Below are 17,510 nucleotides of genomic sequence, written 5' to 3' on the forward strand. Positions count from 1 at the left end.
ATTTGTAAATTCTTTTTCTTAAATACACCAGCAAAGTATTGTATTGATTGCGAAAAAGGAAAATAATGTTGTGAAACCGCCAAAAGTTGTGGTGAACGTCATTTTATGAAAACAAAAAAGAGGGAACATTAAAAATGCCCCCTCTTTTTATAATTCTAATTTTATTTTCTAAGAATTCATTGCAGATATAATGAACTCTTTAAAATCTTTTGAAATAGGTATCAAGGTATCCTTAATCATGATATCCTTTGAATTGATTGCATCTATATGATCCACATTTACGATATACGACTTGTGGGCCCTGTAAAACTTGTTCTTAGGCAGTTTTTCTAGGTAATCCTTTAAAGGAGAACGCACCAAGAACTTCTTATCTACCGTGTTTACTTCTAAATACACATTATCTGCTTTGATAAAGCGAATATCGCTAAACTGAATTCTATAATAAAGATGTTGCTTCTTTACAAAGATTGAATCCTTTAGCACGGTATTGGACATAGGAACGTCTTCTTGGTTCTCCACTACCGCAGCAGATTTATCCGATCTTGTAAAGTTAGAAAGTGCTATTTCTATAGAAGTATATAAATCTTGCTGTTCAAAAGGCTTTACCAAATAACCGTTTGGTTTAACTGTTTTTGCGTTTTCTACGGTAGCCCTATCCGAGTTAGAGGTTACAAAAATGAAAGGGATATCATAGTTTTCGCGAATATGCTTTCCTAAATCGATTCCTGTTTTATCCGAAGCCAAGATTATGTCAATTAAAACAAGATCAACATGTTGTGTTTTTAAAACTTCTTCGGCTTGTTCATAGACAATAACATTATCTACAATCTCATACCCTATTTCCTCAAGCATAGATTGCATATCATCTGCGATGATAACATTGTCCTCTACGATTAGAATTCTGATTGGTTGTTCCAAAATGGTTATTATTTAGTAGGTTTATATTCTAAATTTACAAAAAAATATTACAACTGATGTAAATCAGTACTGACAAAAAGAAAGTGCTTAATGCCAATTTCTTTAACTCAGGATCTATTTGATCATTTCTATCTGTAGCATGCACTCTTTTTAAATGCAAGAAAATAGGTATAAAGGCAATTAAAGGTAAAAAAAATAGCCCACCTTTTAAATTCAAAACTGAAAATGCCAGTATACACAAGAAAGCCGTTATCAATAGTGCATAATGGTAGATTTTACCCTTCTGAAAACCAATGAACACTATAAGTGTATTTTTATTCGCATTCTTGTCCGATTCATAATCCCTTAAATTGTTGAGATTTAAAACCCCTGCACTCAATAGACCAATTGCTATGGCCGGCAATAGAGACATAGCATACAACTGCTTTGTATACAATACCATTGAACCCATAACGGCCAATAATCCAAAGAAAAGAAAAACAAACAAATCTCCCAGACCCCTGTACCCATAGGCAGAAGCCCCAACGGTATATTTTATTGCTGCCCAAATACTTGCCGCTCCCAAAATCAAAAACAAAATGGGATATAACATATCTTCAAAGCCAAAAGCAAAATACACAAGGGCAACCACCAAAATAACATCTATAATTATGCTGAAAATTATGCCCTCTTTCAGTTCTTGCCTGGAAATACTCCCGCTTTGGAGTGCCCGCTTAGGACCTATTCTTTCATCATTATCGGTTCCCTTTACACCATCACCATAATCATTGGCAAAATTGGAGGTTACCTGAAAACCTATTGTAGTTAGCAATGCCAGTACAAAGACTACCGTATCTTCAAAACCATATAAGTTAGCTAATGCCGTGCCTACTACTATACCTGAGACGGATAGTGGTAACGTTCTTAACCTAGCAGCACTTATCCAAGGATTAATGTTTCCCAAAATTATTCTGCGGATTCAATTTGAATTCGTTTTCCTTCTTTGTAAGATGCTACAAAGGCGTCTTGAAACCCTAAATCTACCAATTGTTCACGGAATTTCTGTGCTTCTTCCAAAGTTTCAAAATTACCTAACGAATATGAGTAAAAAGGATTGGTCTTAACGAACATGGTATTGGTTAGTGCTTCCGAAGCCAACGTAATATTATTATCTACAAACGATTTTATCTGTACGGAATATATTTTCTCCTTTTCCAAAAACTCCTTGGCCAAATAGAATTCCCTTACCAAACTTAATTCCTCGTTCTGTTGCTTTAGATTGTCTATCCTAGATTTAATTGCGTCCAAACTATCTATTGAAACCAGTAAGTTACTAGGACTTTCAAAATTATTGGAAACATTTCTTCCTGCCGTGAAAGAAAAAACAATCAACGCCCCAATAAGGAATAAGCCCGTTACACCGGCCAGTAGGTTACGCTGCAACTTCTTTTTTCTTATCTCCTTATTTTTAAACTTGATTTGATCCAGAAGACGTTCATTAATTATCTGCGCCTTGTCTATATCTTTGTGCAACTCTAGTAAGTCGCTTTCTTCTATAAATGGCATATAATTATTTTTTCGAGGTTACACTGTTAAAGTTAACCAAAATACCGAAAGATCGATGAAATGCACTCTCGGAATGTTGCGAAATTACCATATTCTGTGGTATAGCGAATTAATAGCGATGTTAAAAACTTACCGTTCATCGATTAATTCATAGTAACGCATCCAAAAGAACCTCATTTTCAATTAGACAGCGTGTATACCATCGTCCTTAATTTCTATTTTTCGTTCCCTATATAATGTTCCAACCCCTTTTTTAAAGGTTTTTTTACTCATTTGAAGTTCCCGCTTAATAAGTTCTGGATCAGATTTATCGTGAAGTGCCAAATATCCACCATGAGCCATTAACTTTTTATAGATAGCTTCTGCTGCAGGTTCCAGAAGTTTTTCCCCAATGGGCTGCAATGAAATATCTAGTTTATTGTCCGGTCTAATATTTTTGATGTAGCCCTTGGTCCTATCTCCTACGGCTACATGCTTATAGATCTCATTGGAGTACACCAGACCTTTATGTTGATCGTTTATAATAACTTCCCAACCTAAATCCGTTAATCTGGTAAAAAGTAAATCTACCTCTTGCCGTTCACGAACGGTAAGTTTGTCATTGCTTAAAAACTTATCAATTTTATTGGACCCCACCAGACGAAAAGAAACTTCGTCCATATAACAGCGTACTACGTACCACTGCCCTTCTTTCATCTTATCCCTCTGCTCACTAAAGGGCACAAGCAAATGTTTTTCAAGGCCCCAATCCATGAAAGCCCCTATCTTGTTTACTTCCGCAACTTGCAGAAATCCAAACTTGTTTCTTATAACACTAGGAGTCAATGTGGTGGCAATAGGTCTTTCTTCATGGTCCAAATAGCAGAATACCTTTATCATGTCACCAATATCAATTGTCTTTGGCACATACTTATTTGGTAAGAGAATTTCCGTACCAGTGGTACTCCCTAAAAAGAGGCCCACACTAGTATCTCTAAGTACCTCTAACTCATTATAATTTCCCAGTTCGATCATGGTGCAAAAGTAACTTTAAAAATTGGGTAAAAAAAAACCGTCCACTTTAAAAGCGGACGGTCAAAAAAATTATGTTTTCTAGGTCTACTAGTAAACAGAAGCTTTGTTAAAGTGCTTACAAAGCATATAATAAATTACTGCTCTGTGCTTGTTTCTGTTTGAAGAACCATACTTTTCTACAACAGACTTTACAGCCTCCATTAATTTAGGGTCATCTGACATACCTAACTTTTTCATTAGATAGTTTTTCTTAACAGTTTCCAATTCTTTTTCATCAGAACCTGAAACCTTAGAAGCATCGATATTATAGATCGCTGGACCAAGGCCCACAGTTACTTTTGTCAGAAGATCCATGTCAGGAGTTTCTCCAAACTTTTCTTTAATGTCTTCTGCGTACTTTACAATCAAATCGTCTCTTTTACTCATAATAGTTAGTGTTGATAAATGTTAACGGTTTATATTAATTACTCCGAAGATATAAAATCAAAATAACCGAGCAAAATTTTGTTGTTCAAAAATCTTGGCGTTTGGACTTCCATAATTTTTGGTTTGTCCGATAGTTCGTAAAAATCTTTGAGCCTGTTATTCAGACTAGTTACCTCATTTACCGCTATATATTCAAACCCAAATTGGCGACTTATAAGTTCTGCATTTTTATCATGGGCAGTTTCAAAGAACGTGGCAAAATTTTCGGTTTCTTCTTGACCCGGTAGGATTCTAAAAATGCCCCCTCCGTTATTATTTATAATTATTATCCTAAAATCTGGCCTAAGGTAGTTGTTCCAAAGACCATTGCTATCGTAGAAAAAACTTATATCGCCAGAAACCAATAACGTAGGGGTTTTACTATAATAAGCAGCACCTACAGCAGTAGATGTACTTCCGTCAATACCACTGGTTCCTCGGTTACAAAAAATCTGCAAAGAAGAGTCTAAATTAAAAAGTTGGGCGTAACGTACCGTTGAACTATTTGCCAATTGCACCTGATAATTTGATGGAATTGATTTTAAAATACTATCAAACGCCAACATATCCGAAAACGGAATCTGATCTATGTACTCTTTTCTTTTTGCCTCGTATTGTACTCTCCTCTTGTTCCAATATTCAAAATACATACTGCTTTGCGGTTTTACTAAATCTAAAAAAGCCTTAAAAAAGTGATTGCTATTGGTTTTAAAATGATGTGTTAGGGAAAAAAAAGTATTGAACGCTTTAACTTCATCTACATGCCAATGATGCTCCGGTGTGTATTCCCGCAAAAATGCTTTTATCTTTTTGGAAACTACAAGACCACCAAAGGTTAGCAATATTTGTGGTCGTAAATTTTGGAACAATACTTCTTTTTGGTCGCTTTTTTCAATTGGAGCCACTATACTATCTATGCTGGCAAAAAAATTAGGATGGTGAAGGTTGGATGTGGTTTCCGTTAAAACTACCACGGATGGGTCTGTTGCCAATACATCTAAAAATGATTGCTCTACCACATTTGGCGGGTTGACACCAACAAGCACCATCTTTTGGCCCGAAGCATTCCATATATCGGCGTAAGCCTTAAAATAGATAGCGGGACTAACATCCATGCCCGTTTCCGAAACGACTTGAGCCACAACGGAAGGTTCTGTAATCGTATTATAAAGAGGCTCTTCAAAAGGCACATTAATATGCACTGGTAATTTCAATTGAAGCGCTACATTCAATACATTGTTAAGCTCGCTATTATTGTATTTTAGGATTTCTTGCTGCGCCAAATCATTGTCTTTTCCGGACAACCACTCAGGCATGTATTTCTTAACCCTATGCACCGCATGAGATACGTCTTGTTTTAAATTGGCCGAATAGCCAATGTGTCTGTCAAAAACATTATCCTGTCTAATGGTCTGCCCATCTCCCACATCTATCTTATAGATCGGGCGATCTGCAGAAATGACCACCAAAGGTATTCCGCTATAAAATGCCTCGGCAACGGCAGGATAGTAGTTCAACAATGCACTTCCAGAAGTACATACCATGGCAACGGGCTCGTGTAATTGTTGCGCTATTCCCAATGCAAAAAAGGCGGCACTGCGCTCATCTACAATACTGAAACATTTAAAATAACGGTCTTCACTAAAATCAATGGTCAAAGGGGCATTTCTTGACCCTGGAGAAATTACAATGTTCTTTATCTGTTTCGCCTTGCAGTGTTGCACTACCAATTGAGCGGAGGGTATGCTAGAGTATCTCATGAACTACAAAAATACAACGGTTTATTTCTTAAACCAATCTTGTTTAAATTACACTACACCCATTATAACTTTAAGCATGGTTTTGCTCTTGGCTACCGTTTCGTCCCATTCTTTTTCCGGGTTTGAATCTTTGGTTATACCTCCGCCAACATATATCTTTACTTTATCCTCATTTATTTGCATACAGCGTAGATTTACAAAGAGTGTGGTGGTTTTGGAAATGGAACGATACACGTTATTTTCCGTGTTCCTAGGCCGGTTATTTCTGTTCCTTTCCGTCTTAAAATTCAATTCACCCAAAAAACCGGTATAGAATTCACGATCATAGTTTTCCTCGGCTATTATAAATGCTTTTGTTTTCTCTTTAGGCATACCACAAACCGCGGGTGTTGGGTGTAGTGCCTTTATAACCTCTCCAAGATTTTCTTGTTTGGTAGTCCCTGATATTTTAGTGCGAAGATGTAATAGCGAACCCGCCCTGACAGACTCCGTTGGCGTTCGTTCCAAGTCAGTCACTTTACCCTCTAATGCATTAAAAATATACTCCGTAACCAGCTGTTGCTCTTCCAATTCTTTATTGCCCCAATTGGGGTTAGCGTTACCAGCATAACTCTGCGTTCCGGCCAATGACATTGTGGTTAATTTTCTATTACGCATAGTTAATAGAATTTCTGGAGTAGCCCCAAGCCACATGCCCACTTTGGGGTGATACCATAGATAACAAAATGCTGTTCTATACTGTGTTAAAAGTGACTTGAACAAAGCCAGGGAAGATGTATTTACTTTTTGTTGCAAACGCCTTGAAAGCACCACCTTATCAAAATCCCCCTGCGCTACTTTAGCTATTCCCTTTTCAACCAAATTCAAATGAAAGGTTCTTTCCTCAGGATTTACTGCTACCTCGCTCAAATCTGGATTTAGCATTTCCTCTCCTTCAAAATTGGCAAGGTGTGAAACTTCGTCCAATCGCAACAAAATGGTAGGCGAACTGGAATCAAAAGGAGCAAAAACAAAACCTGTTTCCGTATAATCATTTAAATACTGTACGGCGTCATCCTTCTGGAAAATAGCGGTAATTCCCTTTTCGTTGGGTTTACGGTAAGCTACAAATGGTAATTTTTTCGCTAGGTGAGCGTCAATTTTATTAAAAAAATCCAAAGGCATTAATTTTTCTTAGCTAAAGCAATAGTAGTGAGTTTGCAATAGGACACCAATTTCCCTTCTTCGTTGCTTATCTTAATATCCCAAAGCTGTGTAGTTCTTCCTTTGTGTAAAATGGTCGCTTTTGCATAAACATGTCCATCTCGCACACTTTTTACGTGGTTTGCCGAAATTTCTATTCCACGGATAGCAAATTGTTGTGCATCTAAAAAAATATAGGAAGCCATACTCCCAATACTTTCGGCCAAAGCCACCATAGCTCCCCCGTGCAAAACACCATCCGGTTGGTGCACTCGCGAATTTACTGGCATTTTTCCCACTAAAAAATCCTCACCTACATCTACATATTCTATCTGTAAGGTCTCCATAAGTGTATTCTTAGAAGATTCATTACAAACCTTTAGTATTTTTTCTTTGTAGCCGTCCATATCATCTATTTTTGTCAAAATTAAGCATTACCACTACAATAAAAGCCATTACTTTTATAGAGAATTTTATTCTATGGATTATTCTGAAAACACGGTGTCCTACACCACAACAAATAGCTACGCTACCCTAAATTCACTAACTGACCAAACCAATAATGTTTGGATAGTTCTACATGGCATTGGCTATTTAAGTCGATATTTTTTAAGGTATTTTGACGAATTGCCTCCACAAGAGAACTATATAATTGCCCCACAAGCACCCTCTAAATATTACCTGAATAACAAATTTAGACATGTAGGCGCTAGTTGGCTTACCAAAGAAGATACGGAGCAAGAAACCCAAAATGTAATGTCCTATTTAGACGCTGTTTATAGCGCCTTGTCCATTCCCAAAAATTGCAATTTAATTGTTCTCGGGTATTCACAAGGTGTTTCTATTGCCACACGATGGGTTTCCAGTAGAAAAATAGCATGTAACCATTTGGTCTTGTATGCAGGCGGAATTCCCACAGAACTGGAAGCCTCCAATTTTGATTTTCTAATGAAAAACCATACTAAAGTTACAACCTTGGTCGGTAATGCCGATGAATATTTGACCGAAGAAAAACAAGCATCTGAAACCAAAAAAATAAACCAACTATTTAAAGGTGAAGCGGAACAAATCTTCTTTGAAGGTGGTCATGAAGTAAAAAAAGAACTCATCCTAAATCTAATACAATGAACACGAATATTATATTAGAAAACCAATTGCTAAGACTCATTCCGTTAAAGCAAACACATCACGAACTACTTTGGCCCGTTGCCCAACAAGTAGATTTATACCAATACGGTTCAAACGATGTTTCCACAGAAGAAAAATTGAAAGCATATATTAAAACCGCATTAAACGAAGCACAGCAGGAAAAGTCCATTCCTTTTACTATTTTCAATAAGACCACTAACGAATGCATAGGAAGCACAAGATTTGGAAATATTGACCAAAAGAACAAAGTGCTCCATATAGGGTGGACATGGATTTCATTGGGTTCTCGCGGTACGGGCTTAAATCATCAAATGAAATTTCTGATGCTAAGCCATGTTTTTGAACAGATGGATTTTGAGAAAGTAGAGTTCCGGATTGATGAAAGAAATGTTCGTTCTAGAAAGGCCGTAGAAAAGTTGGGAGCCACACTAGAGGGTATACTTAGAAAGAATGTCATTACCAAAAATGACTTCAGAAGGAGTTCTTGTTGTTACGGAATCCTAAAAGAAGAATGGAACACTATTAAACAAACAAATTTTAAAGAATTCATATGAATCAAGCTATTGCTCAAGTAACTCTTGTTGTAAAAAATTATGATGAAGCCATTGCCTTCTATACACAAAAATTAGGCTTTAAACTTGTAGATGACATTCAATTAGACGCCAACAAGCGATGGGTTACCGTTTCACCTCCAAGCCTTAACGGACTATCCCTTCTACTTGCCGAAGCCGTAAATGATGAGCAAAAAAAAGCCATCGGGAACCAAACTGGCGGGCGTGTATTTCTATTTCTCCATACGGACGATTTTTGGCGTGATTACAAGCGTATGAAAGAACAGGGCGTTAAGTTTAACGAAGACCCAAGAGAAGAGCCCTACGGCACTGTGGTAGTCTTTAAAGACCTATATGGAAACCTTTGGGACCTTATCGAAAGAAAATAGCCTAGTATCAATAACTGGTTTCATCCAATTGAACTTTACCCCTAAACGTTCTATAAACAAAAAAGGTATAGCCCAAAACCAACGGACCTCCAATAGCCACCATGGTCAACATAATTTTTAGCGATTTAGTTGATGCTGCTGCGTTGTAGATGTCTATGCTATGTTCTGGTGCCAAAGTAGAAAACAATAGCGTTGGATAGAGTTCTATGGCCACGAGAATCAACATAAAACTTATCGTTAAGGAAGAAAAGAAAAACGCCAATTTGTAATTGCGCTTATTGGCTAATCTGGGTACATTGGCTATACTTAAAAACGTAGCTAAGGGAACGATAAAAAGAAACGGATCGCTTCTAAAGGCATCCGATAAATGGGGTATATAAAGTAAAGTGTAAAGCGTTGTTATCGCAAAGCTTACCATAAAGAAAATCATACCCTTCTTTAGAAGAAATGTAAGCTTGGCAAACAACCTTCCTTCTGTTTTTAAAAGTAAATAGATCGCGCCATGGGCCATAAAAAGTGATAGGGTAGTAATTCCCGTTAAAATGGCATACGGATTTAAAAACTCAAAAAAACCTGCTCCCTGGTACTGATAATCGGGGCCTATGGCAATTCCCTGAAGAACATTACCTAAAACCACACCTAATAAAAAAGCCAAAAGAATACTGGAAACGCTATAGCCAATATCCCAAGTTTTACGCCACCATTTCATTTCTTCCTTCCCCCTAAATTCAATTGAAATGGCCCGAAAGATAATGCAGACCAAAAACAACATAAATGGAATATATAAAGAAGAAAAAAGCGTAGCGTACATTACCGGAAAACCAGCAAAAAGAGCTCCTCCACCAATAACCAACCAAACCTCGTTACCATCCCAAACAGGACCTACGGCATTTAATGCTATTCTTCTACTTTTTTCCTTTTTAAAAAATAAGTGCCATGCGCCGGCACCAAAATCAAACCCATCAAGAATGGCATAACCGGAAAACAATCCACCTACTACCAAAAACCACCATGTGGGATAATCAAGTCCTAGAAAAGTCTCCATGCGCTTTTAATTTCCTGTTACTACTTGGGTAATCTCTTTTGTCAACGGACGGTCATCCTCATCACTATCATCATAAGGGCCATGTTTTATCTTTTTGTTCAACAAATACACGAACAATAAAAATAAAAGCGTGTAGACCAACATAAACAGAATTAAGGAAAACAATACCTGATTTGCCGTAACCGCTTGTGAGAAGGCCTCGGACGTACGTAAAAGTCCGTATACTACCCAAGGTTGCCTACCCATTTCTGCCGTAAACCACCCTACCTGATTGGCTATTTGAGGCAAAAGAGCCGTAAATACAAATATCCATAACAACCACCTTTTTTCAAAAAGTTTACCGCGCCACCATAAAAAACATGCATAAAGGGTCACCAAAATAAGAAACATACCTATACTGACCATGATATGGTAAAATTGAAACACGGCATTAATTTGCGAAGGCCTATCCTCTTCTGCAAAGGCATTTAATCCTGTAACGGGCGAATTAAAGTCATAATCCAGTAAAAAGGATAGTCCTCCGGGAATTTTTAATCCCGTTACTTTCTGTTCTTCTTTATCTACCCATCCAAAGAGATACATATCTGCTGGTGCCGATGCTTCAAAATGACCTTCCATGGTAGCCAGTTTTGCCGGTTGATTTACAGCCACACCATCAGCGGAGCTATGCCCGGTAACCAATTGGCCCAACGAAAATATAGTTGCCACCACAAGCGTCATTTTAAACGCTTTTTTGGAGATATGAACAAATCGTCCTTTTAAAATATAATACGCGTGTACGCTGAGAATCAAAAACGTACCGGCCAGAAACGCACCCAGCCACACGTGAAGAATACGGTCTACACTTGATGGGTTAAAAACCATAGCCCAAAAATCCGTTATTTCCGCCCTAGCTTCAAGCCCTTCTCCCACAATATGATATCCCGCAGGAGTCTGTTGCCAACTGTTGGCCACTACAATCCATATAGCCGAGAACATAGACCCCAAGAACACACCAATGGTAGCCACCAAGTGCACCCAAGGTTTTACCCTGTTCCAACCAAAAAGCAGCACGCCCAGAAATCCACTTTCCAACGCAAATGCAAAAATGCCTTCCGCCGCCAAAGCGCTGCCAAAAATATCGCCAACGTATCTAGAGTAAACCGCCCAATTGGTACCAAACTCAAACTCCATTACAATACCGGTAACCACACCAATACCAAAGGTGAGCGAGAATATTTTAGTCCAAAATTTGGCAAGAGTATGGTATTCTTTGTTTTTAGTCTTGATATACAGGCTCTCAAAGACTACCATAATTAAACCTATACCTATACTTAAAGGCGGATAGATATAATGAAAAGCAATTGTAAAAGCGAATTGAATACGGGAAAGAATCTCTACATCCATAGTGTGTAGTTTTACATTGCAAAGATACAACGCAAACTGCTTTTTAGCCAGTAACAATGGTTACGTTTTCCGATTCTTTTGTGTTAAAATTGCTTTTTGTGTTTTACACTTTTTAAAACCTTCTGTCCGGAGAAAAAGCATCGATTTCCATAGATGTTTTTTTGTTGTCAATAATCTCAGCAATTAATTTGCCAGTTGCAGGCCCTAAGCTCCACCCCATCATGGCATGCCCAGTAGCCAAGGTTAAATTTGAAAGCTTAGATGACCTTCCTATATAAGGAAGTCCGTCTGGAGAAACTGGACGTAATCCCGTTTTTACGTTCGCTATTTCATTGGCATTGATATCTACCGTAGGATAGTATTTTTTAGCTCCATTTGCGATAGCCATTACTCTTTCATTTCTTACCAAATCATTTAACCCAGAGAACTCCATAGTTCCGGCAAAGCGGGTAAAACCATTCATTGGGGTTACCGCCATTTTAGACTCCATGAGAATAGCAGGAATAGTTATTCCCGTAGGTCTGGCAACGTTTATACTGTACCCTTTTCCTCCTTGTAATGGTATATTCAGGTTTAGTTTTTTAGAAACGTTCCCACTCCATGAACCTGCCGCAATTATCACCTCTTCTGGAGTATAGGTTCCTTTAGATGTTATAACCTCATGAACACGGTTGCCCTTTACCTTCATGTCGGTTACCTCCTCGTTTAAACGTACATCAACACCAACCTTTTTCAGGTAATCCAACATTTTGGGCATGAATTGGGTAGGTGTTGTGTGTCCATCACATTCATAATGAATGGCACCTTGGGCATCAATTGCAACCTCTGGCTCAAGTCTCGCCAATTGCTTTTGGTCTAACTCCTTAACTTCCAACCCTAAAAAACTGGCTTTGTTCGCTACTTCTTTCTCATGAAGGTAAGCCTCCTTAGTTTTATAGAGCATCAATAGTCCTTTTCGTTCTAATTGAAAATCGCCCAAATCACCGGAGCTTTTTATGTCTTCAAACAATTCCCTACTAATAATATTAATATCCTTAATTACAGGAATTGCCCGCGCTACCTTTTCCTTAGTAGACGATTTATGAAAATACCAAGACCATTTGAAGAACTCCATATCCCAACGAGGTTTCATGTAAAACGGACTGGCCGAATTGAACATCATCTTGATGCCCTTAGCAATCATACCAGGTGATGCCAAAGGAATTATGTGACTGGGGGTAATATATCCCGCATTCACGAAGGAAGCTCCCGAGGTTATATCTGATTTCTCTATAATAGTAACTTCGTGCCCTTCTTTCTGCAGAAAATAAGCTGTACTAAGCCCAATTATTCCTCCCCCTATTATGATTATTTTTTTACTCACTTCTGCTTCTAATTTATTAAATAACTTGAAACCCGTGTGCGTATGGGTCATCATCGTCTATGGTAATCGTGTTCTGCCCATACACTCTGGCCCATCCTTGAATACTTGGAACAATAGCTTTTTGGTTGGCAAGGACAGTCTCCTGTTCTACCCTTCCTATAAATTGAGAACCTATAAAACTCTCATGAATAAACTCCTCATCTACCTTTAATTTTCCTTTGGAATACCATTGCGCCATTCTAGCAGAAGTTCCTGTACCACAGGGAGACCGATCTATTGCTTTATCCCCATAAAAAACAGCGTTTCTTGCCGTAGCAGCAGGAGAAATAACATCGCCTGTCCACAAAACGTGGCTCACTCCATTAATGGTTTCATCATCTGGGTGGACAAAATTGTTTGGGTATTTTGAATTGATTCGTTCCCGAATCTCATGGCTCAACTGAACTAGCTTGCCTGCGGTAAAATCCTGAATGCCTGAAAAATTTTTCTGAGGGTCTATTATAGCATAAAAATTCCCGCCATAAGAGACATCAAAAACCAACTCGCCTAAAACAGAACTCTCAACCGTTATTTCGGTAGCGGCTAAGTAGGATTTAACGTTGGTCAACTTAACCCAGTCTACTTTTTTTCCTGTTTGTTGATAATCTATCATTACAAGACCTGCGGGTGTTTCCATCCGAATTTTCCCAGGGGTCTTGGGTTGAAGCAAGCCCTCTTCAACACCAATGGTAATGGCCCCAATAGTGCCATGACCGCACATGGGCAAACAACCACTCGTTTCTATAAAAAGAATGCCAAAATCATTTTCAGGATTTTCTGGTTGATAAAAGATGCTACCGCTCATCATGTCATGCCCTCGAGGCTCAAACATAAGCCCTTTCCGAATCCAATCATATTCCTTTAAAAAGTGCTGGCGCTTTTCACTCATGGAAACTCCTACGAGCTTAGGTCCGCCCTCTGCAACCACCCTGACGGGATTTCCACAGGTATGAGCATCTATACACCTAAAAGTATGTGTTGCCATATCTCAACAATTATTCTCCTGACGTTGTTGACCCTATTCTATTTTCCTATTGGTATGTTCACTATCCACAATTCTCATGATAGAAAGTGGATTGCTATTCTGCAAGGCCTCCGGTAATTCCTCCTGTGGCCAATTCTGAAAAGAGACCGGCCTTACCCAGCGCTTAATGGCAGACACCCCAACCGATGTAAATCGGCTATCGGTACTTGCCGGAAATGGTCCGCCATGCTGCATAGAGGGACAAACTTCCACACCCGTTGGAACCCCATTGAATATTAGCCTTCCTACCCTACCTTGCAAAGCGTCTACAGCAGCCCTATAAATTTTCAACTCATCAGCGTTACCAAGTACGGTACCGGTTAATTGCCCTTCCAAACAATCCAGGACTTGTTTCAACTCCTTGGCATCGGCACATCTAACCACAATAGAAAATGGACCAAATACTTCTTGATGTAACTTAGGGTTCTTTAAAAAGTTAGCCCCGTTAACCGTTAGTACCTTCTGTTGTGCATAATTAGGTGCTACTGAGCTTTTATAATCCGCAACAACATCGGCACCTCCTTGAGAGGAAAGCTCCTTTTTCCCTTTTTCATAATTGCTGTGAATATTTGGGTGCAACATGCAAGTAGGTTCCAATTTTTCAATTTCTTCCCCAAGTGCATTTGTAAAGACATCTAGAGAAGTACTTTTTATACCAAGGATCAAACCCGGATTGGTACAAAACTGACCTGCCCCCAACATTACGGAACCGGCATATTGTCTGGCCCAATCCAATCCCTTCTCACGTAATGCGGAAGGAAGAGCCAAAACAGGATTTATACTGCCCATTTCCGCAAAAACCGGAATAGGTTCTTTACGTTCATTCGCTAATTTATAGAGGGCCGTACCTCCTTTTATACTGCCTGTAAAACCCACACCTTTAATCTTTGGATGAAGTACCAACTGCTGACCGACCTCTATACCACTACTATTTAAGTTGGAAAAAACGCCATCCGGCATATTCGTGCGTTCCGCTGCTTTTATGATGGCGGAAGAAACCAACTCTCCCGTACCTGCATGCATAGGGTGGCTCTTTACGATTACCGGGCAACCGGAAGCCAGTGCACTTGCTGTATCACCACCTGCGGTTGAAAATGCCAGAGGAAAGTTACTGGAACCAAAGACCGCTATTGGCCCTATTGGCAACAACATTTTACGTAAGTCTATTTTTGGCAACGGTTTCCTTTCCGGTTGGGCCGTGTCTATAGTTGCCTCTACCCAAGAGCCCTCTTTTAACAACTGGGCAAATGCTTTTAATTGCCCCATGGTACGGCCACGTTCGCCAATAGCCCTTCCTTCCGGAAGACCAGATTCTTTGCAGTAGGTTTGGATAAGTTCATCTCCCAATGCTTCTATTTCTTCGGCGATAGCCTCCAAAAATTGAGCTTTTTTAACTCCAGAGAAGTTTTTGTAATTCAGAAAGGCTTCATGAGCTTTCTGCACAGCGGCATCAATTTCTTCCTTTGTAGCCTCATAAAAACTCCATTCCGTCTCCAGATTCAATTTAGGGTCAAAGGTCTTATATGTGTTACTTTCATTAGCTGAAAGTTCGTTTCCAATGTAGTTTTTTCCTGTAATCATTCTTTTGTTTTAAAGGTCTTACCAATCGCCTTGAAACTACTATATTTGAGTTGAAGCACCAAGAATTTTCACTAAAGACTTTGCTAATAAAAATTATCCCAATCCGCTTAAATCTTCGCCAATTATAAAACTTTCACGAACAAATTCTAGACTGTTCAGTGCTAGACCAACTCTTTGTTTACAGCAGTTATGTTTTTATAATCCGGTAAAACCGGTCTGTTTTTCAATCCGGCATCTATGACCTGTAAGACCCTTTCCCGTTCTTTACCTTGCAAAGGAAGTCTAGGTTTTCTTACGGTCTCCGTACCAATGCCTGTAGCAACTTCGGCCAACTTAATATTCTGAACCAATTGTGGGCTTATATCCAGCTCCAATAAAGGTAAGAACCATCTGTAAATTTCAGTTGCTTCTTTAATATAACCAGCTTTTGCCAATTCATAAATAGCAACAGTTTCTGCAGGAAAGGCACATACCAAACCTGCAACCCAACCATCGGCACCTATAAGAAGACTTTCAAGTGCTAGCGGATCTACACCTGTTAGAATACTAAGGTCTTTGCCAAATGCGTTGCGTAATCTTCCAATATTGATGATATCCCTAGTAGACTCTTTTACAGCGGTAATGTTCTTTAATTCCAATAGTTCTTTGAACATGCTTACCGTTACTTCAATCTTATAGTCAACAGGATTGTTGTAAATCATAATAGGAAGCTCTGTACTTCTTGCTATTTCCTTAAAGTATTCTACAGTTTCGTAATCTGTAGATTTATAGCGCATGGGCGGTAAAATCATCAAACCGTTTGCACCACTCTCCTCGGCATCTTTAACGGCCTGCAGTGCCATTGTCGTAGCTTGTTCCGCAATGGTCATAATAACTGGAATCTTGCCTTCTACAATTTGGATTGTTTCTTTGATGAGTACCTTTTTCTCTTCTGCGGTCAGAGTGCTGGCTTCACCAAGTGACCCTCCCAATACAATACCATGTACACCGGCTTCTACCTGAGCCTCTATATTTTTACGGAACATCTTTAGATCAAGCGTGTCATCTTGATTAAACTTTGTGGTAACTGCTGGCATTACACCTTTCCATTCGAATTTCATTTGCCCATATTTAACATTACAACAGCAAAATTAACAGAAGATTACTCGTGTTAATTAGAGCATTTTATCAGAAAATTATATTATATTATCCAATTATATCACTGTGTGCATATATACTGAATTAAATACGCATAATCACTTTTATGAAAGTTCACCCATTTCAAGTGCCAAAACCCCTGCACCAGAATTTAATAGTTCAGGTGGATCGCGAAATGATATTTTACAATAAACTGCACCAACATGCAGAAATTCAGTTTACACTAATTGTAAAAGGAAAAGGAAAACTAATTATAGGAGATAGTGTACATCCCTTTGAAGATGGAAATTTCTTTGCCATAGGTCCCCATACCCCACATTTGTTCAAAAACGATAAAACCGATGAACTGGCGCATAAAATTTCGCTTTTTTTTACTGAAGAGACTTTTGGCACATCGTTTTTTACATTGCCCGATCTGGAAGAATTGCAACCCCTTTTAGGTTTTATCAATGAGGGGTTTAAAGTTACGGGAAACGTAGCTCCTATAGCCACGACCATGAATCTACTTCCCCAGTTGGACAAACTTGATCGTTTTATTGCGTTTTTCGGCTTATTGAAAAACCTTGCCCATGCTGATAAGAGGCCATTAACTAATTTTATTTCTTCAAAGAAATTGGGAAGTATGCAAGGCCAACGTATGCAAACCATTTTTGACTACGTAGTAACCCATTTTCAAGATGATATTGATTTAAATACTATTTCAACAAAGGTTCACATGACCCCAAATGCCTTTTGCAAATTCTTTAAACAGCACACCAATAAAACGTTTTTTCAATTTTTAATAGAGCTACGAATAGAACACGCTTGCCAATTGTTGAACCGGTATGACAGTGAACTTTCTATTTTAGAAATCTCCGAACAATCAGGTTTCACATCTATTTCCAACTTTAACAGACAGTTTAAAAAATTGAAAAAAGTAATTCCCTCTAGATATGCCAACCATCAAAAGAAGGGCAACTAGA

The 17,510-nt window shown here is 38.6% G+C and carries 18 protein-coding genes; 4 read left to right on the forward strand and 14 right to left on the reverse strand.

What is annotated here, in order from left to right; genetic code table 11:
* Window positions 1–168: 168 nt before the first annotated feature.
* The 8 genes from H9565_RS14285 to H9565_RS14320 form a co-directional block, all read right to left on the reverse strand.
* Window positions 169–918: a LytR/AlgR family response regulator transcription factor gene (locus H9565_RS14285; RefSeq protein WP_215440610.1), complete on the reverse strand. Its 750-nt coding sequence runs from the start codon at window positions 916–918 to the stop codon at window positions 169–171.
* Window positions 919–952: 34 nt separating this feature from the next.
* Window positions 953–1,861 carry a 1,4-dihydroxy-2-naphthoate octaprenyltransferase gene (gene menA / locus H9565_RS14290; RefSeq protein ID WP_215440611.1) on the reverse strand — a complete coding sequence of 303 codons (909 nt, stop codon included), beginning with the start codon at window positions 1,859–1,861 and terminating at the stop codon, window positions 953–955.
* A gap of 2 nt (window positions 1,862–1,863) precedes the next feature.
* Window positions 1,864–2,463, reverse strand: a complete 600-nt coding sequence (locus H9565_RS14295) for an SPOR domain-containing protein (RefSeq protein ID WP_215440612.1) — start codon at window positions 2,461–2,463, stop codon at window positions 1,864–1,866.
* A gap of 183 nt (window positions 2,464–2,646) precedes the next feature.
* Entirely contained in the window at window positions 2,647–3,477 is an 831-nt protein-coding gene (locus H9565_RS14300) for a CvfB family protein (protein ID WP_215440614.1), read from the reverse strand.
* 87 nt (window positions 3,478–3,564) lie between these two features.
* Window positions 3,565–3,903, reverse strand: coding sequence for a DUF2853 family protein (locus tag H9565_RS14305; protein WP_215440616.1), 339 nt, complete (start codon window positions 3,901–3,903; stop codon window positions 3,565–3,567).
* 38 nt (window positions 3,904–3,941) lie between these two features.
* On the reverse strand, window positions 3,942–5,702 hold the full coding sequence (menD, locus tag H9565_RS14310) for a 2-succinyl-5-enolpyruvyl-6-hydroxy-3-cyclohexene-1-carboxylate synthase (protein ID WP_215440618.1): 1,761 nt from the start codon (window positions 5,700–5,702) through the stop codon (window positions 3,942–3,944).
* A 48-nt stretch (window positions 5,703–5,750) separates the two neighbouring features.
* Window positions 5,751–6,866 carry a chorismate-binding protein gene (locus H9565_RS14315; RefSeq protein WP_215440620.1) on the reverse strand — a complete coding sequence of 372 codons (1,116 nt, stop codon included), beginning with the start codon at window positions 6,864–6,866 and terminating at the stop codon, window positions 5,751–5,753.
* Window positions 6,866–7,291 carry a PaaI family thioesterase gene (locus H9565_RS14320; protein ID WP_215440622.1) on the reverse strand — a complete coding sequence of 142 codons (426 nt, stop codon included), beginning with the start codon at window positions 7,289–7,291 and terminating at the stop codon, window positions 6,866–6,868. The genes H9565_RS14315 and H9565_RS14320 overlap by 1 nt, the downstream gene beginning before the upstream one ends.
* Window positions 7,292–7,364: 73 nt before the next feature.
* On the opposite strand from H9565_RS14320, the gene H9565_RS14325 reads away from it, so the two are divergent.
* From H9565_RS14325 to H9565_RS14335, 3 genes are read left to right on the forward strand one after another with little or no spacing between them, the layout of a single operon-like run.
* Window positions 7,365–8,012 carry an alpha/beta hydrolase gene (locus H9565_RS14325; protein ID WP_215440624.1) on the forward strand — a complete coding sequence of 216 codons (648 nt, stop codon included), beginning with the start codon at window positions 7,365–7,367 and terminating at the stop codon, window positions 8,010–8,012.
* Window positions 8,009–8,587, forward strand: coding sequence for a GNAT family N-acetyltransferase (locus H9565_RS14330; protein WP_215440626.1), 579 nt, complete (start codon window positions 8,009–8,011; stop codon window positions 8,585–8,587). The genes H9565_RS14325 and H9565_RS14330 overlap by 4 nt, the downstream gene beginning before the upstream one ends.
* Window positions 8,584–8,973, forward strand: a complete 390-nt coding sequence (locus H9565_RS14335; protein WP_215440628.1) for a VOC family protein — start codon at window positions 8,584–8,586, stop codon at window positions 8,971–8,973. Before H9565_RS14330 ends, H9565_RS14335 begins: the two co-directional genes overlap by 4 nt.
* Window positions 8,974–8,980: 7 nt before the next feature.
* Here the strand turns inward: H9565_RS14335 and cydB are convergent, their stop codons facing one another.
* The 6 genes from cydB to H9565_RS14365 all read right to left on the reverse strand — a co-directional run bounded on the left by cydB (window position 8,981) and on the right by H9565_RS14365 (window position 16,511).
* Entirely contained in the window at window positions 8,981–10,018 is a 1,038-nt protein-coding gene (cydB, locus tag H9565_RS14340) for a cytochrome d ubiquinol oxidase subunit II (protein ID WP_215440629.1), read from the reverse strand.
* A 6-nt stretch (window positions 10,019–10,024) separates the two neighbouring features.
* A complete protein-coding gene (locus tag H9565_RS14345; protein WP_215440630.1) occupies window positions 10,025–11,404 on the reverse strand; it encodes a cytochrome ubiquinol oxidase subunit I in 1,380 nt (459 codons plus the stop codon).
* A 112-nt stretch (window positions 11,405–11,516) separates the two neighbouring features.
* Window positions 11,517–12,767: an NAD(P)/FAD-dependent oxidoreductase gene (locus H9565_RS14350; RefSeq protein WP_215440631.1), complete on the reverse strand. Its 1,251-nt coding sequence runs from the start codon at window positions 12,765–12,767 to the stop codon at window positions 11,517–11,519.
* Between the two features lie 16 nt (window positions 12,768–12,783).
* Window positions 12,784–13,791, reverse strand: coding sequence for a 4-hydroxyproline epimerase (locus H9565_RS14355; RefSeq protein WP_215440632.1), 1,008 nt, complete (start codon window positions 13,789–13,791; stop codon window positions 12,784–12,786).
* Window positions 13,792–13,824: 33 nt separating this feature from the next.
* Window positions 13,825–15,411 carry an aldehyde dehydrogenase (NADP(+)) gene (locus H9565_RS14360; RefSeq protein WP_215440633.1) on the reverse strand — a complete coding sequence of 529 codons (1,587 nt, stop codon included), beginning with the start codon at window positions 15,409–15,411 and terminating at the stop codon, window positions 13,825–13,827.
* A 161-nt stretch (window positions 15,412–15,572) separates the two neighbouring features.
* Window positions 15,573–16,511: a dihydrodipicolinate synthase family protein gene (locus H9565_RS14365; protein ID WP_215440634.1), complete on the reverse strand. Its 939-nt coding sequence runs from the start codon at window positions 16,509–16,511 to the stop codon at window positions 15,573–15,575.
* A 143-nt stretch (window positions 16,512–16,654) separates the two neighbouring features.
* Between H9565_RS14365 and H9565_RS14370 the strand changes: the two genes are divergently transcribed.
* Window positions 16,655–17,509, forward strand: a complete 855-nt coding sequence (locus H9565_RS14370) for a helix-turn-helix domain-containing protein (protein WP_215440636.1) — start codon at window positions 16,655–16,657, stop codon at window positions 17,507–17,509.
* Window position 17,510 lies beyond the last annotated feature (1 nt).

This window comes from Zobellia russellii (genome assembly GCF_018728565.1).
In the GTDB taxonomy this organism is placed as follows: domain Bacteria; phylum Bacteroidota; class Bacteroidia; order Flavobacteriales; family Flavobacteriaceae; genus Zobellia; species Zobellia russellii.

Excerpts from the sequence above, each read along its gene's own strand:
- H9565_RS14295 (WP_215440612.1), bottom strand. The coding sequence starts at position 2,463 with ATGCCATTTATAGAAGAAAGCGACTTACTAGAGTTGCACAAAGATATA.
- H9565_RS14300 (WP_215440614.1), bottom strand. The coding sequence starts at position 3,477 with ATGATCGAACTGGGAAATTATAATGAGTTAGAGGTACTTAGAGATACT.
- H9565_RS14305 (WP_215440616.1), bottom strand. The coding sequence starts at position 3,903 with ATGAGTAAAAGAGACGATTTGATTGTAAAGTACGCAGAAGACATTAAA.
- menD (WP_215440618.1), bottom strand. The coding sequence starts at position 5,702 with ATGAGATACTCTAGCATACCCTCCGCTCAATTGGTAGTGCAACACTGC.
- H9565_RS14315 (WP_215440620.1), bottom strand. The coding sequence starts at position 6,866 with ATGCCTTTGGATTTTTTTAATAAAATTGACGCTCACCTAGCGAAAAAA.
- H9565_RS14320 (WP_215440622.1), bottom strand. The coding sequence starts at position 7,291 with ATGGACGGCTACAAAGAAAAAATACTAAAGGTTTGTAATGAATCTTCT.
- H9565_RS14325 (WP_215440624.1), top strand. The coding sequence starts at position 7,365 with ATGGATTATTCTGAAAACACGGTGTCCTACACCACAACAAATAGCTAC.
- H9565_RS14330 (WP_215440626.1), top strand. The coding sequence starts at position 8,009 with ATGAACACGAATATTATATTAGAAAACCAATTGCTAAGACTCATTCCG.
- H9565_RS14335 (WP_215440628.1), top strand. The coding sequence starts at position 8,584 with ATGAATCAAGCTATTGCTCAAGTAACTCTTGTTGTAAAAAATTATGAT.
- cydB (WP_215440629.1), bottom strand. The coding sequence starts at position 10,018 with ATGGAGACTTTTCTAGGACTTGATTATCCCACATGGTGGTTTTTGGTA.
- H9565_RS14345 (WP_215440630.1), bottom strand. The coding sequence starts at position 11,404 with ATGGATGTAGAGATTCTTTCCCGTATTCAATTCGCTTTTACAATTGCT.
- H9565_RS14355 (WP_215440632.1), bottom strand. The coding sequence starts at position 13,791 with ATGGCAACACATACTTTTAGGTGTATAGATGCTCATACCTGTGGAAAT.
- H9565_RS14360 (WP_215440633.1), bottom strand. The coding sequence starts at position 15,411 with ATGATTACAGGAAAAAACTACATTGGAAACGAACTTTCAGCTAATGAA.
- H9565_RS14365 (WP_215440634.1), bottom strand. The coding sequence starts at position 16,511 with ATGAAATTCGAATGGAAAGGTGTAATGCCAGCAGTTACCACAAAGTTT.
- H9565_RS14370 (WP_215440636.1), top strand. The coding sequence starts at position 16,655 with ATGAAAGTTCACCCATTTCAAGTGCCAAAACCCCTGCACCAGAATTTA.